At 69.3% G+C, this 23,805-nt stretch carries 19 protein-coding genes and 1 pseudogene; 8 read left to right on the top strand and 12 right to left on the bottom strand.

The window, feature by feature from the left end; all coding sequences use genetic code 11:
* Window positions 1-72: 72 nt before the first annotated feature.
* The 3 genes from AC2EWF_RS03420 to AC2EWF_RS03410 all read left to right on the top strand — a co-directional run bounded on the left by AC2EWF_RS03420 (window position 73) and on the right by AC2EWF_RS03410 (window position 2,386).
* Window positions 73-1,335 carry a sensor histidine kinase gene (locus AC2EWF_RS03420; RefSeq protein ID WP_483637943.1) on the top strand — a complete coding sequence of 421 codons (1,263 nt, stop codon included), beginning with the start codon at window positions 73-75 and terminating at the stop codon, window positions 1,333-1,335.
* Complete coding sequence (locus tag AC2EWF_RS03415; protein ID WP_483637942.1) at window positions 1,332-2,102, top strand: LytR/AlgR family response regulator transcription factor; 771 nt, start codon at window positions 1,332-1,334, stop codon at window positions 2,100-2,102. The genes AC2EWF_RS03420 and AC2EWF_RS03415 overlap by 4 nt, the downstream gene beginning before the upstream one ends.
* A 65-nt stretch (window positions 2,103-2,167) precedes the next feature.
* Window positions 2,168-2,386, top strand: a complete 219-nt coding sequence (locus AC2EWF_RS03410; RefSeq protein WP_483637941.1) for a hypothetical protein — start codon at window positions 2,168-2,170, stop codon at window positions 2,384-2,386.
* 180 nt (window positions 2,387-2,566) lie between these two features.
* Here AC2EWF_RS03410 and AC2EWF_RS03405 read toward each other — a convergent pair whose 3' ends face one another.
* Together AC2EWF_RS03405 and AC2EWF_RS03400 are read right to left on the bottom strand one after the other, a co-directional pair.
* Window positions 2,567-3,322 (bottom strand): anti-sigma factor family protein, encoded by a 756-nt coding sequence (locus AC2EWF_RS03405; protein WP_483637940.1) that lies wholly within the window; start codon window positions 3,320-3,322, stop codon window positions 2,567-2,569.
* Complete coding sequence (locus AC2EWF_RS03400) at window positions 3,319-3,810, bottom strand: RNA polymerase sigma factor (RefSeq protein WP_483637939.1); 492 nt, start codon at window positions 3,808-3,810, stop codon at window positions 3,319-3,321. Before AC2EWF_RS03400 ends, AC2EWF_RS03405 begins: the two co-directional genes overlap by 4 nt.
* 121 nt (window positions 3,811-3,931) lie before the next feature.
* Here AC2EWF_RS03400 and AC2EWF_RS03395 point away from each other — a divergent pair, with 121 nt between their 5' ends.
* Window positions 3,932-5,182, top strand: a complete 1,251-nt coding sequence (locus AC2EWF_RS03395; RefSeq protein ID WP_483637938.1) for a S8 family serine peptidase — start codon at window positions 3,932-3,934, stop codon at window positions 5,180-5,182.
* Window positions 5,183-5,282: 100 nt separating this feature from the next.
* On the top strand, window positions 5,283-6,191 hold the full coding sequence (locus tag AC2EWF_RS03390; protein WP_483637937.1) for a hypothetical protein: 909 nt from the start codon (window positions 5,283-5,285) through the stop codon (window positions 6,189-6,191).
* 95 nt (window positions 6,192-6,286) lie between these two features.
* Here AC2EWF_RS03390 and AC2EWF_RS03385 read toward each other — a convergent pair whose 3' ends face one another.
* The 8 genes and pseudogenes from AC2EWF_RS03385 to AC2EWF_RS03350 all read right to left on the bottom strand — a co-directional run bounded on the left by AC2EWF_RS03385 (window position 6,287) and on the right by AC2EWF_RS03350 (window position 15,424).
* On the bottom strand, window positions 6,287-7,579 hold the full coding sequence (locus AC2EWF_RS03385) for an adenylosuccinate synthase (RefSeq protein ID WP_483638257.1): 1,293 nt from the start codon (window positions 7,577-7,579) through the stop codon (window positions 6,287-6,289).
* A 517-nt stretch (window positions 7,580-8,096) separates the two neighbouring features.
* Window positions 8,097-8,969 carry a protease modulator HflC gene (hflC, locus tag AC2EWF_RS03380; protein ID WP_483637936.1) on the bottom strand — a complete coding sequence of 291 codons (873 nt, stop codon included), beginning with the start codon at window positions 8,967-8,969 and terminating at the stop codon, window positions 8,097-8,099.
* Window positions 8,966-10,051, bottom strand: coding sequence for an FtsH protease activity modulator HflK (gene hflK / locus AC2EWF_RS03375; RefSeq protein WP_483637935.1), 1,086 nt, complete (start codon window positions 10,049-10,051; stop codon window positions 8,966-8,968). Before hflK ends, hflC begins: the two co-directional genes overlap by 4 nt.
* Before the next feature lie 143 nt (window positions 10,052-10,194).
* Complete coding sequence (gene hflX / locus AC2EWF_RS03370; RefSeq protein WP_483637934.1) at window positions 10,195-11,556, bottom strand: ribosome rescue GTPase HflX; 1,362 nt, start codon at window positions 11,554-11,556, stop codon at window positions 10,195-10,197.
* 72 nt (window positions 11,557-11,628) lie between these two features.
* Complete coding sequence (gene hfq / locus AC2EWF_RS03365) at window positions 11,629-11,907, bottom strand: RNA chaperone Hfq (RefSeq protein WP_483637933.1); 279 nt, start codon at window positions 11,905-11,907, stop codon at window positions 11,629-11,631.
* 155 nt (window positions 11,908-12,062) lie between these two features.
* On the bottom strand, window positions 12,063-13,013 hold the full coding sequence (gene miaA, locus AC2EWF_RS03360; RefSeq protein WP_483637932.1) for a tRNA (adenosine(37)-N6)-dimethylallyltransferase MiaA: 951 nt from the start codon (window positions 13,011-13,013) through the stop codon (window positions 12,063-12,065).
* Between the two features lie 199 nt (window positions 13,014-13,212).
* Window positions 13,213-13,353, bottom strand: a pseudogene (locus AC2EWF_RS03355) (S46 family peptidase); the annotation flags it as partial.
* A 16-nt stretch (window positions 13,354-13,369) separates the two neighbouring features.
* On the bottom strand, window positions 13,370-15,424 hold the full coding sequence (locus AC2EWF_RS03350; RefSeq protein ID WP_483637931.1) for a hypothetical protein: 2,055 nt from the start codon (window positions 15,422-15,424) through the stop codon (window positions 13,370-13,372).
* A gap of 252 nt (window positions 15,425-15,676) precedes the next feature.
* On the opposite strand from AC2EWF_RS03350, the gene tdh reads away from it, so the two are divergent.
* The 3 genes from tdh (at window position 15,677) to kbl (ending at window position 21,815) form a co-directional block, all read left to right on the top strand.
* A complete protein-coding gene (tdh, locus tag AC2EWF_RS03345; RefSeq protein WP_483638256.1) occupies window positions 15,677-16,699 on the top strand; it encodes an L-threonine 3-dehydrogenase in 1,023 nt (340 codons plus the stop codon).
* 145 nt (window positions 16,700-16,844) lie between these two features.
* On the top strand, window positions 16,845-20,444 hold the full coding sequence (locus AC2EWF_RS03340) for a DUF748 domain-containing protein (RefSeq protein ID WP_483637930.1): 3,600 nt from the start codon (window positions 16,845-16,847) through the stop codon (window positions 20,442-20,444).
* 171 nt (window positions 20,445-20,615) lie between these two features.
* A complete protein-coding gene (kbl, locus tag AC2EWF_RS03335) occupies window positions 20,616-21,815 on the top strand; it encodes a glycine C-acetyltransferase (protein WP_483637929.1) in 1,200 nt (399 codons plus the stop codon).
* On the opposite strand, the gene AC2EWF_RS03330 is transcribed toward kbl, so the two are convergent.
* Together AC2EWF_RS03330 and AC2EWF_RS03325 are read right to left on the bottom strand one after the other, a co-directional pair.
* Window positions 21,812-22,561, bottom strand: coding sequence for a pseudouridine synthase (locus tag AC2EWF_RS03330; protein WP_483637928.1), 750 nt, complete (start codon window positions 22,559-22,561; stop codon window positions 21,812-21,814). The genes kbl and AC2EWF_RS03330 overlap by 4 nt on opposite strands.
* A gap of 80 nt (window positions 22,562-22,641) precedes the next feature.
* The gene (locus tag AC2EWF_RS03325; protein ID WP_483637927.1) at window positions 22,642-23,703 is read right to left on the bottom strand and encodes an OmpA family protein; all 1,062 of its coding nucleotides are present in this window, start codon (window positions 23,701-23,703) and stop codon (window positions 22,642-22,644) included.
* Window positions 23,704-23,805 lie beyond the last annotated feature (102 nt).

The following is a 23,805-nucleotide window of genomic DNA, read 5'->3' as shown; positions in this document are numbered from 1 at the left end:
CGCATGCCCGGCGCAACCTGCGAAAGCGGCCGCTATGCTCGCTCCCGACGGTCAACCAACGGGGACACCATCGTGATCCGGAGCTTCTTTTTCGTGGCACGGCTGCTCGTCGCCTGGCTGGTGGCGCTGTTCCTCGTCCTGGTGGTGATGGGCCACAGCGGCCCATTCCGCAGCCTGCAGCCGCTGCCGGAAATCGTCGCCTTCGTAGTGCTGGTGCTGGTCGTCAGCGGCGCCTTCTCCCACCTGCGGCGCGTGCGCCTGATCGCCGGGCAGGTGACCGTGGATACGATGGGCAACCGCCAGCGCCGGCAGATCGAGCTGCCGTTCGAGGCCGGCGAGGCGTTCGACATGCTGGACGCGACGATCCGCGAACTGCCCTACACCGAGGAAATCGAGAGCGCCCGCGACAGCCTGCAGGTGCGGGCCAAGGTGCGCCACCCGCACCCCTACGGCCGCGGCATGCGCGGCTGGCTCAACCCCTTCAGCTGGGTGGGCAGCTGGCGCAACCAGATCTTCGCCACGGTGACGCCGGGCGACGGCACCGGCAGCGTCACCCTGCTGTGCGAACCGGAGAGCGGCGCCTGGACCGACTGGTTCCGCGTGGACGACGGCAGCAACCTGGTCAACGCCGATGCGGTCACCCGCGCCCTCGCCCGCCGCGTGGCCGAACGCCGCCGCCGCGAACAGCAGGCCGCCGCGCAGACCGCCACCGACAAGGAGCTGGCGCAGGCCAAGCTCAACCTGTTGCACGCGCAGGTGGAGCCGCACTTCCTCTACAACACGCTGGCCAGCGCGCAGTACCTCACGCGCACCGAGCCGGCGCAGGCGGACCGCATGCTCGGCCACCTCATCCAGTACTTGCGCCACTCCCTGCCCAGCGCAGAGGAGACCCTGTCCACGCTCGGCGAGGAACTGGAACGCGCCCGCGCCTACCTCGAGATCCTGAAGATCCGCATGGGCGCGCGGCTGGAACTGAAGATCGAGGTGCCCGATGCGCTGCGCGCCACCACGCTGCCGCCGATGATGCTGCAGACGCTGGTGGAGAACGCGATCAAGCACGGCCTGGAACCCAAGCCCGGCGGCGGCACGGTGTGGATCTTCGCCCGCCGCGACGACGGCAGCGTGGCGATCACCGTGGCCGACGACGGCCAGGGCTTCGGCGCCGCGGGCGGCGGCACCGGCATCGGCCTGAGGAACGTGCGCGAACGGCTGCAGCTGGTGTACGGCCCGCGCGCCTCGCTGGCGGTGGTGGCCAACGTGCCGGATGGCGTCGCAGCCACGATCACCGTACCGGCGCAGCAGGCCGCGACGAACCTGACGGAGCTGCAGCCATGAGCCGCGCCGTGATCGCCGAGGACGAACCGCTGCTGCGCGATGCGCTGCGCCGCCTGCTCCAGGCAGCGTGGCCGGAACTGGACGTGGTCGCCGACTGTGACAACGGCGCCGACGCGCTCGACGCCATCGCCACGCAGCAGCCGGACGTGGCTTTCCTGGACATCCGCATGCCCGGCCTGAGCGGACTGGAAGTGGCCGCGGCGGCAGCCGAAGCCAGCCCGTCGACGCAGGTGGTGTTCACCACGGCCTACGACCAGTACGCCATCGACGCTTTCGAGCGCGGCGCGATCGACTACCTGCTCAAGCCCATCGCCGTCGAGCGCCTGGCCGCCACCGTCGAACGCCTGAAACGCCGCGCCAGCGCCGGGCACGCCGCACGCGGCGACCTCGCCCTGCTGCTGCGCGAGCTGGCGCAAGGCGCCATGCGGGCCGGCGCCGCGCCGCCGCTGACCTGGATCACCGCCGGCACCGGCCGCGAGACGCGGCTGATCATGGTGGACGACGTCGCCTACTTCCGCGCCGACCACAAGTACACCGTGGCGATGACCGCCGACGGCGAGGCGCTGTTGCGCAAGCCGATCCGCGAGCTGCTGGACCAGCTCGACCCGGCCGTGTTCAAACAGATCCACCGCTCCACCATCGTCAACCTGAAAGCGATCGCCTCCATCGTCCGCGACGACAGCGGCAAGGGCGCCTTGCGCCTCAGGCAACGCCCCGAAACCCTCACCGTGAGCCAGCCCTTCATGGCGCTGTTCCGCAACATGTGAGCCCGGCGCCCGGGCCGCCATGCGCGAGCCGGTCGCTACAACCCGACCACCACGGAAAACCCACCATGCTGAAGCCGACGATTGCCGGCCTGGCCTGCCTTTGGCTTGCCGCCTGCGCCATACAACCCATCGACCGCGAGGCGCAACGCCTGCACGCCGAGCGCGACTGCAGGGTACGCGCCGCCGTTTCCCCTGCCTATGCAGTGGACAGCACCGGCGTCGGCCTGCGCAGCGTGGCGTTCGATCGCTGCATGCGCGCGGCGTTGTTCGCGAAGGAGCGGTAAGCGCGCTCCAATCCCACGGTAGCTGACCAGCTGCATTCACTGCGGATGCGTGCCCGTCGCGGCATCGGCAACCATGATTCGCCGTTCGGCCGGCGACAGGCCGATGCATCGCCGCCACGGAAGCACCTTGAGGCCAGCAAGCGGGCATCCGGTCGGGGGCACCGAACCGCCGCGAAGCCCTCAGCGCCAACCCGCAGCCCGCGCCGCGCGTTCCTGCTGCGCGTCGAAAACGTTGCCGCGCAAGCGCGCATCAATCGCGGCCTGCACCGCGGGCGGCAGAGCGCTCCCGGCCTGGCGCAGTTCACCGCCTTCCGACGGAGCCGCCGGACCGAGTACGGGCAGCGACCAGCCCGTCGCGTCGTGGCAGGCCAGGCCGGCGCGTGCCGGTGGCGTGCGGACAGTGAAGCTGCGGCAGATGTGACCGTCGACGGCGCGGAAACTCAGGCCGATGGCGACGGCAGCACGTGCATCCGGTTCGCTTGCCAAGGACTGATCGAGCGCGCGGTTCAGGACGCCGGCAGCGTAGGGTTCGCCGTCGTGCATGCGCACCAGTTCGCCACGGGCCTGCCACCACCACAGGCCTGCGGCAAGCACCGCCAGCGAGGCCGCCAGCGCGGCGCCCGCCACCAGCCAGCGGCGAGGCGCGCGGTGGCTGGCGGGACTCGCGCCACGTCCGCCCGCGCGTACGGTGAACGGCTCGACTGCCGCCGCGGGCTTGACCGTCGGCTGCAGCAGCGCGGACAGGCGCGCAGGCACCGGCTCGTCCAGTACCGGATCGAACGCTGCCCGCAGCTGGGCGTGCAGGGCGAGCGTCCGCTGCACGCGCAGGGCGAGCGCGGCGTCGTGCGCCATCGCTGCGTCGACGCGCGCGCGCGCCGCTGCGTCGAGTTCGCCGTCCACGTAAGCCTGCAAGGTCTCGTCGTCGATCGGATTCATGCGTCGCTTCCCAGATGGGCCTGCAAGGCGGCGCGGGCACGCGCCAGGCGGCTGGTGACGGTGCCCACCGGCAGCTCCAGCAAGGCCGCGGCCTCGTCGTAGGACAAGCCCTCGACCAGCACCAGCGCCACCACTTCGCGATGGTCCGGCGGCAGCATCGCCAGCGCCCGCGCCAGATCCAGCTGCTGCGCGGGATGTGCGGCACTGCCGTCGGCCACCGCCGCGCCGGCCTCCTCGGGCACGAACAGATGTTGCTCCCGGCCGCGCGCGCGCAATTCGTCCCGCCAGGCGTTGCGCGCGATCGCGAACACCCACTTGTCCAGCGCGGCCTCCGGCCGCCACTGCGTGCACCGGGCCAGCGCCCGCTCCAGTACCACCTGCACCAGGTCGTCGGCGTCGGCCACCTGCCCCGCCAGCGCCCGCGCCAGGCGGCGCAGGCGCGGCAGCAGTGCAATCAGCCCTTCGCGCACGGCATCGCTCGAATTCACGCATCACCTTCCACTACGTCTGGCGGGGCGGATTCCTTCCCTCGCGCCCATCGGCGCGGTCCGGGGGCGTAAAGCGCAGCAATGCTAGCATCCGGCTCCATTGCTCCCGAGGTATACGGAGATGTCTTTCCGCGCGGGTCCCCTGCTGTCTGTTCCACTGCTGGCCATGATGCTAGCGTTGACCGGGAGCGCACGGGCCCAGGTGCTGGGGCCGGTGCAGCGAACCCTGCCGAACCTGCCGCTTCCGGCAGCGCCCCTGCCCGGCGCCCTGCCCACGCTGGGCCGGCAAGGCGTCGACGATCTGCTGCGACGACCGCTGGCGCTCACCCTGAAGATGCAGATCGAAGCGCTGCGGCGCGAGGAACCCCGGCGCGTGGACCTCGACCCCCACGGCGCACCGATCCTGCGCGGGGAATTCCTCGCGATCGGCCTGACGGATGCCCAGCTTGCCGCCGTGCAGGCGCGGGGCTTCGCCGTGGATCGCGAGGCCGCGACCGACGCCACGCTGGGACTGGACTTCATGCGGCTGCACGACAACCGCGGCCGCGGCACGCAGGACGCCATGCGCGCCCTGCAACAGGCCGCGCCGGGCGCGACGTTCACTTACCAGCATCTCTATCTGCCGGCCGGCGACGCCGATGCGGCGCCTGCGGCAGGTTCTACCGCACCCGTGCCGGGCGCAGCAAGGCGCAGCGTAGGAATGGTCGATGGCGGCGTCGATCCGTTGGATCCGGCGCTGGCGCACGCGCAGGTCGAGACCCACGGCTGCGCAACGAAGAACGCATCGCGGCATGGCACGGCCGTCGCCGGCCGCCTCGTCGCCGGCGACACGGACACCTTGTATGCCGCCGACCTGTGGTGCGCCGACCGGGTTGGCGGCGCCACCTCGCAACTGGTGGACGCGCTGGCCTGGATGGATCGCGAACGCGTGGCGGTGATCAACATCAGCCTGGTCGGTCCCGACAACCCGGTACTCGCGCGCGCCGTGCAAGCGATGCTGGCGCGCGGCCACGTGCTGGTCGGCGCGGCCGGAAACGACGGACCCGCCGCACCGCCGCTGTTTCCGGCGGCCTATCCCGGCGTGATCGGCGTCGGCGCCGTCGACGCGCGCGGTCGCGTGCTGCCCGAATCCGCCAGCGGCAAGCAGGTGGCCTTCTGCGCACTGGGCGTGGTGGGCCGCGGTCGCGACGGTTTGCGCGGCACCTCGTTCGCGGCGCCGATCGTGGCGCGCAAGGCCGCCCGCCTGCTGGATGCTCCCCGTCCCGGCGCGGCGGCCCAGGTGCTGCAGGAGCTGATCGGCGAAGCCAGGCCGTCCGGCGCCGCGGGCCGCGACCCGCATTGCGGCTACGGCGTGCTGTCGCCCCAAGACTGAACGCCCGGCAACCGCGCCCGACCGGCACGGAAGGATGCACCGATCCCGCGCGTAGTGGATCCCGGAAGCCGCGGATTCGCCGCCGGCAGGAGGTCCCGACATGCGCAACACGATCCTCTGCAACAAGTCCCTCGGCATCGCCCTGTGCTCCGGCGCGCTGGCGCTGGCCTCGATGACCAGCGCACACGCCCAGCACCTGGGCGGCGGCCTGGTGGGCGGCGCGGCCGGCCAGCTGCACGCGACGATGGGCCAGACGATGGGGCAGTTGAACGGCCAGATCGGCGGCGCCGCGCAAGGCATGGGCAATCTCGGCATGCCCGGCGTCAACCCGCGCGCTGCCGAGCGGCGCGCCGAACGCCTGCGCCAGCGCGCCGCATCGACCACCGCCACGGCGACGCATGCCGTCACACAGGCCGCCGGCCAGGCTGGCGGCCAAGCCGCGGCCAGCGGCGTCATCAACGCCGGGCAAGCGACGCTGAACGGCAATGCCGGGTTGGGGACGTCCGCCTCCGGCAGCCTCGATGGCGCCGGCGTGGGCAATGCCGCGAACGCTGTCGTTGGTCAGGCGCGTTCGGCCGTCTCGACGGCCAAACAGGGCGCTGCGAACGCGGCGGATCGCGCACGGAGCGCGGCAGGCGATGCCCGCGAGGATGCCGGCAACGCCGCCCGGTCGGGCGTCGGCAAGACCCGGCAGCTTGCCGCCGACGGCAGCTCCATGGCCCGCTCGCTGGGCTCGCAGGCTACTGGCAAGGTAAAGAATGCGGCCTCGTCCGCCACCAGCGGCGCGGGCAACCAGCTGGGCTCGCTCGGCAACGCCGCCAACGGCAACTCGGCGGTCGGTGCCTCGGGTTCGGGTAGCGCCAGCGGCAACGCGAACGCCGGTTCCGGCGCCGGCGCTGGCGGGAACGGCTCGGCCGGTGGCCAGGCCAGCTCCAGCGGTTCGTTCGGCGGCGTGTCTGGTTCGGCGCGAGCCAGCGGCAATGCGAACGCGAACGCGCAGGGGCATTGATCCGTGAGCCGCGATGCCGGGACGGCATCATGCGAAACGAGGAAGGCCCCGCATGCGGGGCCTTCCTCGTTTCACGACTCCGGCGACCGAAGCACTCAGGCGAACGGATCGTCCAGCACGATGGTGTCGTCGCGGTCGGCGCCGGTGGCGACGATGGCGAGCCTGCAGCCGGACAGCTCCTCCACGGCACGCAGATAGGCGCGCGCGGCGGCCGGCAGCTTGTTCCAGTCGCGGATGCCGGCGGTGGACTCCTGCCAGCCCGGGAACTCCAGGTACACCGGCTTGCACTCGTCCCAGCCGTCCGCGTCCAGCGGCGCCAGCTCGCGGCGCTTGCCCCGGTATTCGTAGGCGATGCAGACCTTGATCGTCTCCAGCCCGTCGAGCACGTCGAGCTTGGTGATGGCCAGGCCGTTGATGCCGTTGATCTGTACCGCGCGCTTCAGCGCGACGAGGTCGATCCAGCCGCAGCGGCGCGGGCGGCCGGTGCTGGCGCCGAACTCGTTGCCCACCTTGCGCAGGCGCTCGCCCATCTCGTCGTGCAGCTCGGTCGGGAACGGGCCGCCGCCCACACGCGTCGCGTACGCCTTGCAGATGCCCAGCACGTAGTCGATGTCGTGCGCGCCCACGCCGGTACCGGCCAGCGCGCCACCCACCGTGGTGTTGGACGAGGTGACGTAGGGGTAGGTGCCGTGGTCGATGTCGAGCAGTGCGCCCTGCGCGCCCTCGTACAGGATGTTGCCGCCCTCGCGGCGCACGTCGTGCAGGATGGTGGCGACGTCGTCCACCAGCGGCTTGATGTACTCGCCCCAGGCCAGCGCGTCCTTCAGCACGGTGTCGTAGTCCACCGGCTCGGCCTTCAGCCACTGGGTGAGGATGAAGTTGTGGTAGTCCACCGCGGTCTTCAGCAGCGCGGGCAGCTCGTGCGGGTACATCAGGTCGGCCACGCGGATCGAACGGCGCGCCACCTTGTCCTCGTAGGCCGGGCCGATGCCGCGGCCGGTGGTGCCGATCGCGCTCTTGCCGGCGGCGGCCTCCCGCGCTTTGTCCACCGCGATGTGGTACGGCATGATCAGCGGCGTCGCCGGGCTGATCTTGACGCGCGAGCGCACGTCCACGCCCTGCTCCTCCAGCTCGGCGACTTCCTTGATCAGCGCCTCGGGCGAGAGCACCACGCCGTTGCCGATCAGGCACTGCGCATCGTCGCGCAGGATGCCCGAGGGAATCAGGTGCAGCACGGTCTTCTTGCCCTTGATGACCAGGGTATGCCCCGCGTTGTGGCCACCCTGGAAACGCGCCACCGCGCTGACCCGTTCGGTCAGCAGGTCGACGATCTTGCCCTTGCCTTCGTCGCCCCATTGCGCGCCGAGGATGACTACTGACTTGCCCATGATGTTCTCGCTCAAGTTGAAATGATCCGTTGGGGGGCGCCGTCGGCGACTAACTTCGCGATCCATCGCTCAGCAAGTCGCCCGGCCTCCGGCATCCTGCCTCCGGCGCTCGCCGGGACGGAATGCCATTCAAGGCATTCCGTCAATTCCCGGCTCGCCCCCATTGCGCGCCGAGGATGACTACTGACTTGCCCATGATGTTCTCGCTCAAGTTGAAATGATCCGTTGCGGGGCGCCGTCGGCGACTAACTTCGCGATCCATCGCTCAGCAAGTCGCCCGGCCTCCGGCATCCTGCCTCCGGCGCTCGCCAGGACGGAATGCCATTCAAGGCATTCCGTCAATTCCCGGCTCGCCCCCATCGCGCGCCGAGGATGACTACTGACTTGCCCATGATGTTCTCGCTCAAGGTTGAAGCGCCCCTGGCTGAAGCGCGAAAAGATAACCGTGCCGGCGCCTCGCTGCCGTGAACCCTTGCAGTGACGCTCGCGCCACGCCGCCTTCCCGGCGACGCGTCGCTCAATGCTTGGCCGGCTCCGGGTTGCCGAAGTAGCGCAGGAATTCCGAGTCCGGCTTGAGGATCAGTACCCCTTCGCCATCCTCGAACGACTTCTTGTAGGCGGCGAGGCTGCGGTAGAACGCGAAGAATTCCGGATCCTGGCTGTAGGCCTGGGCGTAGATCGCCGCGGCCTGGGCGTCACCCTCGCCGCGCACCTTGGCGGCGTCGCGCTCGGCGTCGGCGCGCAGCACCTGGCCCTGGCGATCGGCATCGGCCTTGATCTTCTCCGCCGCTTCCTGGCCGGTATAGCGCAGCTCGTTGGCCAGTTGGAGGCGCTCGGCGCGCATGCGCTTGTAGACCGACTCGCTCACCTCGTCCGGCAGGTCGATGCGCTTGATGCGCACGTCGACCACGGCGATGCCGAGGTTCCTCTGCGCAGAGGCATCGGTCTGCTGGCGCACCCGCTCGGTGATGTCCTTGCGGCCACCCGAGATCAGCTCCTGCAGCGTGCGCGCGTTGAACTCGAAGCGCAGCGCGTCCTTGATGATCGGCGTGAGCCGCTGCTCCGCCTGCAGCTGGTCGCCGCCGGTGGCCCGGTAGTAGGCCGCATTGTCGGCGATGCGCCACTTCACGTAGAAATCGACGTTGACGCTCTTCTTCTCGGAGGTGAAGTAGCGCTCCGGCTGCGCGTCCAGCGACAGGATGCGCTTGTCGAAGTGCAGCACCTGCTGGACCACCGGCAGCTTGAAGTGCAGGCCGGGCGCATAGTCGGCGCGCACGATGCGGCCGAACTGCAGCAACAGCGCGCTCTGTCCCTCGCTCACCACGAACATGCTGTTCAGGCCGAGCAGGACCAGCACGACGACCACGGCGATCGCGACGATCCGCTTCATGGCTGGCCTCCCTTGGCTGCAGCCGCATCGCCGCCGGAGCCGGACGGGGCCGGAGCCGCGGCGGCAGCAGCGGCCTTGCCGGCGGCATCGGCCGCAGTGCGGGCCTGCGCGCCGGCCGGCAGGTTGATGATGTTGCGGCCGCCGGAGCCGTCGATCACCTTCGGGTTGTCGGCCATCACCTGTTCCATCGTCTCCAGCCACAGCCGCTTGCGGGTCACCGCGGGCGCGGCCTTGTATTCCTTCAGCAGCAGGTCGAAGCGCGCGGCGTCACCCTGCGCATGCGCGATGCGCTCGGCCTTGTAGCCCTGGGCCTCGGCGGCGATGCGCGCCGCGTCGCCGCGCGCCACCGGCACCACCTTGTTGGCGTAGCCGAGTGCGTTGTTCTCGATGCTCTGCTTGTCCTCGCGCGCGTTGTTGACGTCGTCGAAGGCATCCTTCACCTCGGCCGGCGGCGCCACGTTCTGGAAGCTCACCTCGGTGACGCGCAGGCCGCTGTGGTAGCTGTCCAGCGTCCGCTGCAGGGCCTGCTGCGCCTCGGTCACCAGGTTCGCACCGGCGGCGGAGAGGATCTGGTCCATGTCGCTGCCGCCGACCACCGAGCGCACCGCGGCCTCGGCCGCCGCGCTCACGCTGCCGTCCGGATCGCTCACCGAGAACAGGTACTTGCGCGCGTCGTCCACCTGGTACTGCACGGTGAAGTCGATGGTGATGATGTTCTCGTCGCGGGTCAGCATGGAGACGCGGTCGTTGACCGAGCGGATGCGCGTGGCCTCGACCTTGTCCACCGACTCGATCGGCCGCGGCAACTTGAGGTGGAAGCCCGGCGGCAACGTGCGCGAATATTCGCCGAAGCGCAGCACCACGCCCACCTGGCGCGCGTCGATGATGGTGTAGCTGCTCATCAGCAGGCCCACCACGACGAGCACGATGACCGCGGTGAGGATGCCGCCGGGGCCGCGGCCCAGCCGACCGAAGTGGCTGCCGAGGTTCTTCAGCAGCTGGTCCGCCGAAAACTTGTTGCTGTTCGGGCGCTGCCGGTTCCAGGGATCCTTCTGCCCGCCGCCGGGTTCATTCCAGGCCATGGTCAGTCTCTCCTTCGGGACGCTGGGGAGGCCGGCTATGAGCGCCGGAACGAGTCGGTTTGGTCGCAACGAGCATGTAGCGGAACCAGGCTGCCTGTCGGGGGTCGCGCCGAGGTTTTTCGGCCGCGCAAACGACCGGGATTCTAGCAGAGCGTGGCGGAATCCGGGGCTGCGGCGGCCAGCAACGCACGCAGCAGCTCGGTTTCCGCCGCACTGCCGCCGTTGAGTGGCGCGATCACGCTGCGCGGCGCGTCGATGCGCAGGCGCCAGCCGTGCTCGTCCACCTGCTCGCCGGCGATCGCACCCACCGCCTTGAGCCGCGCATGCAGCCGTCCTGCCGTCAGCGGCAGGCGCAGCTCGGACTGCACCCGCTCGCCGCCCAGCAGTTCGCCCAGCGCCTGGCGCAGCAACTCGATGCCGGCGCCGGTGGCGGCCGACAGCCACACCGCCTGCGGCCGGCCCTCGGCATCGCGGTCGATGCGCGGCTGCATCGTCGCAGCGGGTGACGCTTCCGCGTCGCCCGCTTCATCTCCAACCAAATCTATCTTGTTGAACACCCGCAGCTGCGGCACGTCGCCGGCGCCGATCTCCTCCAGCACCTGGTCGACCACGCGGCGCAGCGGTTCGCGCTCCTCGTCGGCGGCATCGCTGACGTGCAGCAGCAGGTCGGCGTCGCGCGCCTCGGCCAGGGTGCCGCGGAAGGCGGCGACCAGGTCATGCGGCAACTCGCGGATGAAACCCACGGTGTCGGCGATCACCGCGGGACCGCAGGCGAGGTCGTCGAGCCGGCGCACGGTAGGGTCGAGCGTGGCGAACAGCTGGTCGGCGGCGTACACGGCGCCGGCGGTCAATGTGTTGAACAGGGTGGACTTGCCGGCGTTGGTGTACCCCACCAGCGCCACCCGCGGCACCGTGTTGCGCAGGCGTGCGCGACGCTGCTGGCCCCGCTGGGTCTGCACTTTTTCGAGGCGCCGGGTGAGCTGCTTCACCCGCTCGGCAAGCAGGCGGCGATCGGTTTCCAGCTGGGTTTCGCCGGGACCGCGGTTGCCGATCGCGCCGCCGCGCTGGGCGTCCAGGTGGGTCCAGCCGCGCACCAGCCGGGTGGCGATGTGCTTGAGCTGGGCCAGTTCCACTTCCAGCTTGCCTTCGTGCGAGCGGGCGCGCTGGGCGAAGATGTCCAGGATCAGGCCGGCGCGGTCGACCACGCGCGCACCGAGGTGCTTTTCGAGGTTGCGCTCCTGCACCGGGCTGAGCAGGTGGTCGACCAGTACCAGGTCGGCATCCAGCGCGCGCACCATCTCGGCCACTTCGTCGGCCTTGCCGCTGCCGATGTAGAAACGCGGATTGGGAGCATCGACGCGGGCGGCAACACTGCCCAGGATCTCGGCGCCGGCGGACTTCACCAGCTCGGCGAATTCGGCGGCGCGACGCCCGGCGTCACCGCCGCCGCGGGCATGCGGGAGCACGAGGATGGCGCGCTCGCCTTTCTTCTGACGATCAAACACGTGGGACGACGGCCTCTGTGCGTGGACGGAACCGGGGAGATTCCGTCTTCATGTGGGCCGACCGACGATCAATCAAGCATCCGGCGCGTCGGCGGCAGGCGCGGCATCAGCATGTCCCTCGTGACCGTCATGGCCGTTGCCGAGGCGAACGTTGCGGCTGGGCACCACGGTGGAGATGGCGTGCTTGTAGACCATCTGGCTGACCTGGTTGCGCAGCAGCACCACGAACTGGTCAAAGGATTCGACCGTGCCCTGCAGCTTGATGCCGTTGACCAGGTAGATGGCCACCGGCACCCGCTCGCGGCGCAAGGCATTGAGGAACGGATCCTGCAGCGATTGTCCCTTGGACATTTCTTGTTCTCCCCTGAGCGGCGAACCGGCCGGGGAAAAAACGCCTGTGGCGCCCCGGCCCAACTGCGGGGATGTTAACCGGGTTCAAGGGCTTGAAGGAAGCGGTTTTCGGCGAATCGGCGCACGAAAACGAGGCCTCGCCGCGGCCATTCAACTCACGCCGGCGCGCCGAGGAACAGCCGCACCGCGTCGCCCGCCCGCGCCAGCGGCGGCGAAACCTCGGGATCGAGCACACGTGCATCCAGCTCGGCGCGCAGCCAGGTGATCTGCCGCTTGGCGAGCTGGCGCGTGGCGAAGATCGCGCGCTCGCGGAATTCCGCGGCGTCGGAACAGCCGTCCAGATGCTCCCAGCCCTGCCGGTAGCCCACCGCGCGGATAGCCGGCAGGTCGGCATGCAGGTCGCCCCTGGCACGCAGCGTGCGCACTTCGTCGAGGAAACCCGCTGCCAGCATCGCGTCGAAGCGTTCGGCGATGCGCGCGTGCAGCGGCCGGCGGTCGCCCGGCAGCAGCGCCAGCTTGAGCACGCGCCAGGGAAACGCCTCGCCGCGGCCACCGCGCTGCAGCTCGGACAAGGGTTGGCCGCTGAGCGCTATCACCTCCAGCGCGCGCTGCAGCCGCTGGGCGTCGTTCGGGCCGATGCGCGCCGCGGCAGCCGGATCGAGCCTAGCCAACCGCTCGTGCAAGGCCGGCCAGCCTATGCGTGCCGCCTCCTCGCCCAGGTGCGCCCGCAGCGCCGGATCGGCCTGCGGCAGATCGGACAGCCCACGCTGCAGCGCCCGGAAATACAGGCCGGTACCCCCGACGAGGAGCGGCACCCTGCCCCGCGCCGTGGTCGCCCGCATCACCGCCAGCGCATCCTCGCGGAATTCCGCCGCGGAATACGGCTGCGCCGGATCGCGGATGTCGATCAGCGCGTGCGGCCAGCGCGCCAGCGTGACCGCGTCGGGCTTGGCCGCGCCGATGTCCAGGCCGCGATAGACCAGCGCCGAGTCCACGCTGACCAGCCCCACCGGGAAACGGTCCGCCAGCTCGCAGGCGAGCGCGGTCTTGCCCGATGCCGTGGGGCCCATCAGGAAGATCGCGGGGGGACGGATGTCGAGGCTCATGCGGATCGGCGTTGGCGCAGGGCGGCAAGGGTAACCCAAGCGCGCCTGGGCAAAACTTCGCCAATGCGTGACAAGTACTTGTTGCGGCGGCGCGAACCCGACTTGTCCACACGCTTGTCCAGTGCGTATCCACATGCGCTGTGGATAGAAAAGCGGAGGGCCGCCGGAAGGCGGCCCTCCGCGCCATGTATGGCATGGCCTAATTCGCCGGCACGCCCATTTCGGCGAGCAGCCAGTGCGCCGGGTAGACTTTGTCCATCAGCCAGCGCATGTAGCACAGATCCACGTGGATCGCGCGCTTGTAGCGCGGATCGAACATCCAGCTGGCGCTGACCGCCTGCCCTGCGCGGCCTGCGTCAGCGGCAGGCAGCCCCGCCGCGCCCGGCCGGCGGCGGCAACGCCAGATACACCGTGCTCCACAACTGGGCGGCGTTGGACTCGTCCTCGTGCGCCCCTTGCGCCCCGAAGGGTTCGATGCGGTAACGGCCGTCAGCGTACGACCACGACCACAGTTCCGAATTGCGCACTGCGCTCGCCGCGCAGATCGCCTGCCACAGGCCGGTCTGCGCCTTGTCCAGCAGCATGCGGGTGGCGGAAGGCAGATCATCGCGGGCCAACTGGCGCTTGAGCCCGGCGGCCATCACCGCCTGCTGCCAGGACCACACCACGGTGCCGTGGTAGGCCTGGTTGCCGAAACGCGGCCATACCTCGCGACCAGCATAGGCAGGGTTGGCCACCACCATGCCGACCGGTGTCATCAATCCAGCCGGGAACGGACGCGTGACATCGCCAACCAGACGATCCAGCACCGCCGCATCCGGCTTGCCGAACAGCAGCTGGAAGCCAACGTCCGTGTGCAGCACCGGCACCGGATGGCCCTGCGCATCCAGCGAAATGGCGGGGAACTCCACCGGATTCCCGCCGAGGGAGGCCAGTGCGGAGGCGTCGCCCACGCCGACCGCCGCCGCATAGGCGCTTACCTGCCCGGCCGCGCGCCGCGCGCCCAGGCGGACGTCGAACAGCGCGGGCGCCTTGCTTTCCCAGACGCCCACGCCCCCGACCGCCGCACGCAGCTGGGCGCGCTGGGCGCGCTGGGCGGGCGTGGCGTAGTCGTCCAGCAGGCCGGCGTCGAGAAAGCGGCCGATCGCGTGCAAGGCAGCCGGCACCCAGACCACGTTGACATCGTAAGGGTAGCGACCGCGACCGATGCCCTCGTTGCTGTCGCGCCATTGCCCGACCGGGCTGCCAGGCTTGAGCGCGACCAGGTTCGAGTACACCGGCTGCCGCGCAAAGGCCACGCTGTGGGCGGCGACGAACAACAGGTTGCGCACCAGTGCATCGCCGCGGCGGCGCCCTTCGGCGCCGCCGGCGAGAAAGGTGCGGGCAGCGGCACGGCCGCGTGCGTCGTCCAGCAGCCACGCAGCGGCCACCGGCGCCAGCATGTAATTGCCGTCGATCATCGTGTAGTCGTAGATCGGCGCTGCCGACGGCTTGCCGCTGTCCTTGAGGTGCTGCAGCACCGCGAACTCGCCGATGCCCTCCTCGTGCGCGACTTCACCCTCCGGCGACAACCGCGCCAGCACCGAACCGATGCCGGCGTCGATCGCATCGGGCTGCAACACAGGCATCAGCAGGCGCAGCGACATCAGGGTGTCGCGGCCGAAATAGGTATCGAAGCGCCAGGAACCGGCGAGAAACTTCTGCCGGTAGCTGAGGAAGCGCAGCACGTCCTGGCTGCGGATGTCGGGTTGCGCCTGCGCGTCGAGCAGATGCGTAAGCGGTGTCAGCGGCCGCTCGCCGGTGCTCGCCGCGATGCGCAGGTGGATCGCCGCGCCGGCGCGGTCTGGCCGCAACACGATGCGACCGCCTTCGCGCACGAAGCGGCCGTCGTCCGTGCTCAGGCTGAGCGCATAACCGGGCGCGCCGTCCAGCCGCTGGCGCTGCCAATGGACGGAGCGCGCGGACAACTGCGGCACGGCGGCGACCTGGCCCGGATAATGCTGCTCCAGCTGGTAGTCGCGCAGCACCCGGATGCTGCTCAGCACCGCATCCTTCACTACCAGCCGATCGGCCGTCACCGTGGCGTCGGCCTCGATGCCGTTCCATGCGTGGCCGTCGACCGTGCGGTGCTGCCCGCGCACCTTGCCTAGCGTCCACTGCACTGGCCTGGCGGTCGGCTCGAACCACACACCCGTACCGCTGTTGCCCGCCGGAAACGCCACGAGGATGCGCGGCTGCCGGCCGGAGCTGAGCAGCAGATGGGCCGCGATGTCGCCGTCCTGGTAGAACGCGTTCTGGATCGGCCCCTCGGTGATGCGGAACTGCAGCGGCGGCGCGGCGACGCTCCCCGCAGTCGGCGTGGCAGCAAGCGACAACGCCGGCAGCGTCGCCAAGGCGGCAACCAGCAGCATCGGGGCATGCCGCCCGCCCCGTTTGAAGCGCCGGGCCGCCCCGACCCCGGCTGCCCGCGCCACCCTCTGCATCAACGCCCGCACCTGCATACGTTTCTCCCGCCTGTCGACTCTCGCCACCGCGAACTTAAACGGAAGCCGCCGCACCGACAACACCGCACTGCGGAAGCGATCCGTGGGCCGCCGCCGTATAATGCCGGACTTCCCCGCCCGCCTCGCGGGCCATCCACTGGACTCCCCATGCCGCAGACGATGAAAGCCCTGGTCAAGCGCAAGCCCGAACAGGGCATCTGGATGGAAGAGGTGCCGGTGCCCGAGGTCGGCCCGAACGAGGTGCTGATCAAGCTGGAGAAGACCGCGATCTGCGGCACCGACCTGCACATCTACAAGTGGGACGAGTGGAGCCAGCGCACGATCAAGCCGGGCCTCACCATCGGTCACGAGTTCGTCGGCCGCATCGTGGAGATCGGTCCCGGCGTCACCGGCTACAAGGTCGGCGACCGCGTCTCGGCCGAGGGCCACATCGTCTGCGGCCACTGCCGCAACTGCCGCGCCGGCCGCCAGCACCTGTGCCCGAACACCGTCGGCATCGGCGTGAACCGCAACGGCGCGTTCGCCGAGTACATGACCATGCCGGCCTCGAACCTGTGGCCGATCCCCGACCAGATCCCGTCCGAGCTGGCCGCCTTCTTCGACCCCTACGGCAACGCCGCGCACTGCGCGCTGGAGTTCGACCTGATCGGCGAGGACGTGCTGATCACCGGAGCCGGCCCGATCGGCATCATCGCCGCCGGCATCGCCAAGCACGTCGGCGCGCGCAACGTGGTGGTCACCGACGTCAACGACTACCGCCTGAAGCTGGCCGCCGACATGGGCGCCACCCGCGTGGTGAACGTGGCCAACCAGTCGCTGAAGGACGTGATGAAGGACCTGCACATGGAAGGCTTCGACGTGGGCCTGGAGATGAGCGGCAACCCGCGCGCCTTCAACGACATGCTCGACTGCATGTACCACGGCGGCAAGATCGCCCTGCTCGGCATCCAGCCCAAGGGCGCCGGCATCGACTGGGACCGGGTGATCTTCAAGGGCCTCACCCTGCAGGGCATCTACGGCCGGCGCATGTACGAGACCTGGTACAAGATGACCCAGATGGTCCTGACCGGTTTCCCGCTGCAGAAGGTGCTGACGCACCAGATCCATATCGACGATTTCCAGAAGGGCTTCGACCTGATGGACGCGGGCAAGTGCGGCAAGGTGGTCTGCTCCTGGAACTGAACGGGCGTCGTGGCGGCGGCGGACCCTCGCCGTCGCGACACCTCGACGCGGTATCTGCGTAAACTTCCCCGGCCGGCAGGGCTGCCGGCCGGGGAAGTACCCGGCGACCATCGCCGGTCCATGACGCCAACGGGATACCGCCAGCATGAACGATCCTCGCCCTTCGGCCACCTCCCGTCTGGCGATGGCACGCAGCCGGGCGGAACGGCTGTATCGCTCGCACCGGCTGCGCCGGGCCGCGCTGATCGTCGCCATCGTGCTGGCCGTGTTCGGCCTGCTCGGCTTCTTTGCCGCTCCACCGATCATTCGTGGCCAGCTGCAGACGCGGCTCACCACCCTGCTCGACCGACCTGTCAGCGTGGGCGCGGTGCATCTGAACCCGTTCACCCTGCGCCTGCAGCTGGACAAGCTGCACATCGCCGAACGCGACGGCCATTCGCCGTTCGTCGACGTGGACACGCTGGTAGTCAATGCCTCGTGGACTTCGCTGTTCCGCATGGCGCCGGTGCTGGACGAGCTCTCGCTGCAGCACCCGCAGTTGCACATCACGCGCACCGCACCGCAGCAGTTCAACTTCTCGGACCTGGTGGACAAGTTCGCGGGCGGGCCGCCGAAGCCGGACAGCAAGCCGGCGCGCTTCGCCCTTTCCAACATCAGCGTGCGCGACGGCGACGTCGTGTTCGACGACGCGGTGACGCAGGCCACGCACCGCATCGACCACCTGGAGCTCGGCATCCCGTTCATCGCCAACCTGCCGCGCGACACCGATGTGTTCGTGCAGCCGCTGCTGGCGATGCACGTGGACGGCAGTCCGCTGCGCATCGCCGGCCAGACCAAGCCGTTCGCGGACAGCCGCGAGTCGGCGATGGATTTCACGCTGGACCATCTCGACCTGCCGCGTTATCTCGGCTACGTGCCGGCAAAGCTGCCGGTGGGGATTCCGCGCGGCCAGCTGTCCGGCCAGCTGGAGCTGCACTTCGCGCAGGCGAAATCCGGCCCGCAGGTCCGGCTGGGCGGCCAGCTGCAGCTGGACGACTTCGCGCTGGCGACACCTGACGGCGCCCCCATCCTCGAACTTGCCCATGCCGGCGCGACGCTGGACGACGTGGAACCGCTGCTGTCGCGCTACCGCCTGGGTGCGGTGCAGTTGGACAAGCTCGATCTGCATTACACCCGCAAGCCCGGCGGTCACAGCAACTTCGATGCGCTGACCGGCGGCACTTCCGCCCGGCCCGCCGTGCCTGCGGCGCCGGCCACCGAGGTGCGCATCACCACGCTTGCCCTGCAGGACGGGCGCTTCGAGTACACCGACGCCAGCGGTCGCAAGCCAGCCACGCTGGCGCTGGAAAACATCCACGGCAGCCTGCGCGGCCTGTCCACCACCGCCGCACCCGCGGCTGTCATCGATCTCGCCGCCACGCTCAACGGCGGCAACGTCGCGGTTGCCGGCGGGCTCGACCTCGCGGCCAGCCGCTACGTCGGCAAGCTGGGACTCAAGGGCGTGGGCCTGGCACCGCTGCTGCCACTGGCACCGCCGATGCTGAATGCCGACCTCGCCAAGGGCACGCTGAGTGCCGACGGCCAGCTGCAGGCGGACTGGAGCAAGGCCCTCAACCTCAGCCTGCAGCCCGCCAGCGTCACGATCAGCGATCTCGCCCTGCGCCGGGGCGGCCGCACGCCGCTCGCCTGGCAGTCGCTCGAGGCCGGCATCACGCGCTTCGACCTCGCCAGCAGTACGGCGCAACTCGACCACGTGACATTGCACGGTCTCGCGGTCGAAGCACGGCGCCTGCACGATGGCGGCATCGACCTGGCCGACCTGCTCAAGCCGGAGCCGGCGCACGGTTCGCGCAAGCCATCGTCGGCACCGCCGGCCTGGCACTGGAGCATCGCCCAATTCGGCATCGATGGCAGCACGCTGGCGCTCACCGACCCGCGCATCCGCGGCCGGCGCGGGCGTACCGAATTCAAGCTCACCCATGCCGGCATCGACGGCCTCTCCGACGACTTGCGCAAGCCGCTGAAGCTGTCGATGGACGGCGGCATCGGCCGTGGCAGCCTGCGCGTCGACGGTACGCTGCGCCCGGAGCCGCTGGATGCGGCGCTGCGCGTGCGCACCACCCGCCTCGACATCGCCCCGCTGCAGTCGCTGGTCGAGACACCGCTCAATGTGACGCTCACCAGCGCCCTGCTCAGCGCGGACGGCCGCATGCGCTACCGCGACCACCGGCCGCAGGCGCTGCTGGACTGGCGCGGCCGCGTCACGCTGGGCGATGTGCGCGTGCAGGACAAGCTCACCGGCGAGGACTTCCTGCGCTGGAACTCGCTCAACGCCAGCGGCCTGACCGTGCGGATGGGCGAGGACGTGCCGCATGTGTCGGTGGCCGGGCTGGCGCTGGACGACTTCTATGCCCGCGTGATCATCAACGCGAACGGGCGGACCAACCTGCAAGACGTGGTGGCCAACCCGGCCGCCGCCCCCGTCTCGGTGACCCAGGCACAGAATGCGCCAGCCGCGTCCGTACCTGCGCCGAAGCCGCAGACGACGACGGTGCCGTCGGGCACCACCGCCGCCCCGGCCGCCGATATCCAGATCGGCCAGATCACCCTGGCGCGCGGCCACCTCAACTACACCGATGACTTCATCAAGCCGAACTACACCGCCAACATCACCCAGCTCGACGGCAAGGTGGGGGCGTTCGGCACCGCCGGCGGACCGCCCGCCGAGCTTACCCTGCAGGGCCAGCTCGACGACAACGCGCCGGTGGACATCACTGGCACGATCAACCCGCTGACGCCGGTGGCCTTCCTCGACGTGAAAGGCAAGGCCGACGGCGTGGAACTCACCCACTTGTCGCCCTACTCGGGCAAGTACACCGGCTACCCGATCACCAAGGGCCGGCTGACGATGGATGTGCACTACCAGCTCGACAACGGCAGGCTCAATGCCGACAACCACATCTTCATCACCCAGCTCACCTTCGGCGACGCCATCCAGGGCCCCGGCATCAGCCACTTGCCGGTGAAACTGGCGGTTGCGCTGCTGAAAGATGCCGACGGCAACATCGACGTGAACGTGCCGGTATCCGGCTCGCTCGACGATCCCCGGTTCAGCGTGGGCAGCCTGATCTGGCATGCCTTCGTCAACCTGATCGGTCGCGCCGTGACCTCGCCGTTCCGCCTGATCGCCTCGGCGATGGGCGGCGGCAAGCAGCAGGACCTGGGTTACGTGGAATTCGCCCCCGGCTCGGCGGTGCTCGATGCGAAAGCGCAGGACAAGCTCGGGCAGATCGTGAAGATCCTGCAGCAGAAGACCTCGCTGAAGCTGGACATCATCGGCCGCATCGACCCGAAGTTCGACGAGAGCGGTCTACGCAAGGTGATGGTGGACGACCTGGTACAACAGGAGGCGGGCGAAGGCGCCGACCTCTCGAAGCTGACGCCCGACCAGTATGACAAGTACCTTAAAAAAGCCTACAAGCACGCGAAATTCCCCAAGCCGCGCGACGTGATCGGCCTCACCAAGTCGCAGCCGCCGGACGTGATGCGCAAGCTGCTGGAAACCAACATGCCGGTGGACGCGGACGCCCTGCGCCACCTTGCCGAGCGCCGCGCCGACGCAGTGCGCGGGTGGCTGCGCGGCAAGCTCGACGACAGCCGCGTGTTCGTGCTGGCGCCCAAGCTCGACGCCAAGGGGATCGACGACCACGGCAAGACCACCCGCGTCGATTTCGGCCTGCATTGATTTTTGCGATCATCCCTGATCGCGAGGATCAAACGGGCGGCCATCCATGGCCACACTGTTCAACAAGATTTTTGCGATCATCCCTGATCACAAGGATCAAACGGGCGGCCATCCATGGCCGCACTGTTCAATAAAATCCCTCTTTCATTTCCTTACCAGCGGAATCCCGACATGAGCTACCCCGGCCAGGCGCGCTACGCCAGCGAACTGCAATCCATCCGCGAGCAGGGCCTGTTCAAGGCCGAGCGCGTGATCGTCTCGCCGCAGTCGGCCGAGATCGAACTGGAAGGCGGCCGCAAGGTGCTGAACTTCTGCGCCAACAACTACCTGGGCCTGGCCGACCACCCGGAGGTGATCCAGGCTGCGAAGGACGCACTCGACACGCACGGCTTCGGCATGGCATCAGTGCGCTTCATCTGCGGCACGCAGGATCTGCACAAACAGCTGGAAAAGAAGATCGCCGAGTTCTTCGGCACCGACGACACCATCCTCTACGCCGCCTGCTTCGACGCCAACGGCGGCCTGTACGAGCCGCTGCTGGGCGAGGAGGACGCGGTGATCTCCGACGCGCTCAACCACGCCTCGATCATCGACGGCATCCGCCTGTGCAAGGCCAGGCGCTACCGGTACGCCAACAGCGACATGGCCGACCTGGAGAAGCAGCTGCAGGCTGCCGATGCCGCCGGCGCGCGCACCAAGCTGATCTCCACCGACGGCGCGTTCTCGATGGACGGCTTCATCGCCAAGCTCGACCAGATCACCGCGCTGGCCGCGAAGTACAACGCGCTGGTTCACATCGACGAGTGCCACTGCACCGGCTTCCTGGGCGACACCGGCCGCGGCTCGGCCGAGGTCAACGGCGTGATGGACAGGATCGACCTGTTCACCGGCACGCTGGGCAAGGCGCTGGGCGGCGCACTGGGCGGCTTCACCACCGGCCGCGCCGAGATGATCGAGATGCTGCGCCAGCGCTCGCGCCCGTACCTGTTCTCCAACTCGCTGCCGCCGCACGTGGTGGCCGCGGCGATCAAGGTGTTCGACATGCTGGAAGCGGCTGGCGACCTGCGCGAAAAGGTCAAGGAAAACACTCGTTATTTCCGCGAGGCGATGACGAAGGCCGGCTTCGACATCAAGCCCGGCGTGCATCCGATCGTGCCGGTGATGATCTACGACGCGCCCAAGGCGCAGGCGATGGCCAGCGCCCTGCTCGACGAAGGCATCTACGTCACCGGCTTTTTCTACCCGGTGGTGCCGCAGGGCCAGGCGCGCATCCGTACCCAGATGAGCGCGGCGCACTCCCGCGAACACCTGGATCGTGCGATCGCGGCGTTCACCAAGGTGGGCCGGCAGCTGGGGGTGATCGGCGGCTAACGCTGCCTGAGCCGCGCCACCTCGTCCGCATCAAGGTGGCGCCATTGCCCCTTGGCGAGGGCGCCGAGCGCCAACGGCCCGATCGCCACACGGACGAGGCGCAGCACGTCGATGCCCAACGCCGCCAGCAAGCGCCGGATATGCCGGTTGCGGCCCTCGTCCAGCACCACTTCCAGCCACGCGTTCTTCTCGCCGGCACGCAGTAGCGCAACGCGCCTCGCCCTGAGCAGGTCGGTACCCTCGCGGACGCCGTCCTGCATCGCGGCCAGCACTTCCGCGCCCGGTTGCCCCGCCACCTGCACGTGATAGGTCTTGTCCAGGCGCGCATCCGGTTCGGTGATGCCGGCGGCCCAGACACTGTCGTTGCTGAGCAGCAGCAGGCCCTCGCTGGCCTTGTCCAGCCGCCCCACCGGTCCCAGCCACGGCAGACCCGCATCACGCAGCAAGTCGTAGACCGTGTCGCGGCCGCGCTCGTCGGCCGCGCTCACCACAATGCCGCGCGGCTTGTTCAATGCGAGGTAGACGCGCCGTGCCGCTGCCACGGCGACGCCGTCCAGGCTGAGTTGCTGGCGATCCGCCTCGACCGGGTATTCGGGATCGTGCACCACGCGGCTGTCCACGCTCACGCGACCCGCACGCACCGCGGCCTCGGCCTGGCTGCGTGAACACACGCCCAGCTTGCTCAGGACGCGGGCCAGGCCATGGCGCTTGCCGCCTGGTGTTACGGATCGTCGTGCGGGGGACATCGTGCAAGCCTAAGTGGCGTGGATCCAAAGAAAAAGCCCGGCATGCGCCGGGCTTTTTCGTGACACTGCGACAAGTCCGATTACTGCTGGACCTGCAGCTCCACGCGGCGGTTCTGCGCACGACCCGCGTCGGTGGCGTTGTCGCCGATCGGGTTGTCCGCACCGTGGCCGATCGGACCCTCCAGGCGGCTCGCGTCGATGCCGTGGCTGGTCAGGTAGTCGTACACGATCTGCGCACGACGCTCCGACAGCGCCTGGTTGTAATCCGCCTTGCCCACGCTGTCGGTGTAACCCGCCACCGTCACGTGCACGTCCGGATAGCGCTTCAGCGTGTCCACCGCCTGGTCCAGGATCGCGATCGAGTCCGACGTCGGCACGGCCAGCGCCTTGTCGATTTCCGAAGCGTGCACGTGGCCCTTCTTCGGGTAGTCGAACTTGAAGTTCACGCCACGCAGGTCGATCACCACCTTCTGCGGCGCCGGCGCCTCAGCCGGCGGCGGCGGGGGCGGCGGCGGCGCTGCCACCGGAGCCGGGGCGGCCGGCACCGCGCCGAAGCGCGAAACGATGCTCAGGCCCAGGAACCAGTCGCCGTAGCCACTCTTGCTCGGCTGGCTCTTGTCGTCCCAGTCGTAGCGGTAGCCGCCTTCCACGCGCACGTCGGAGCTGTCGGTCACCGACTTGGACAGGCCAAGGCCCAGCTCGGCCGCCGGCGCCCAGTCGCTGTCCATCGGGTCCTTGTGGTGGCTGCCCATCACGGCACCCAGCAGGTACGGACGGAACGACCAGTTGGTGAAGTACCAGCGCGCGGCTACGCCGACATTGTTGCTGGCCCAGGTACCGGCGTTGTGGTCGATCTTGCGCTTGGTACGGTCGAAGAACACGTCCAGCGAGAGATCCGGGGTGAAGAACTTGCCCACGCCGAGGCCATAATAAAACTGGCGGCTGTGCGTGTTGCGGTCCGAGTCGTTGTAGTAGCCGCCGATGGTCGGCGCGATGTACCAGCGGTCATCGAAGCCGTTCGGCCATGCCGGGGCGGCAGCGCTGTCGCTGCTGGCCGCGGTCGTCGTATTGTCCTGTGCATGAACGGCACCCACGCCGCCCAAGGCCAGGGCAACCATGAAATAAAGGCCCTTGTGTTTCATCAGGTCTCTCCTCGTCAATTTGGTCTTCGCGTCCGTTACACGCCAAACGGGCACTGCATGGCGTTGCTTTTAACGTCTTCGACGGCTTGTATCGCTTGATGC

The organism is Rhodanobacter sp. sgz306013 (genome assembly GCF_057031145.1).
Note: the sequence above shows the minus strand (reverse complement) of the source record. Positions and strands in the feature narration are given on the sequence as shown.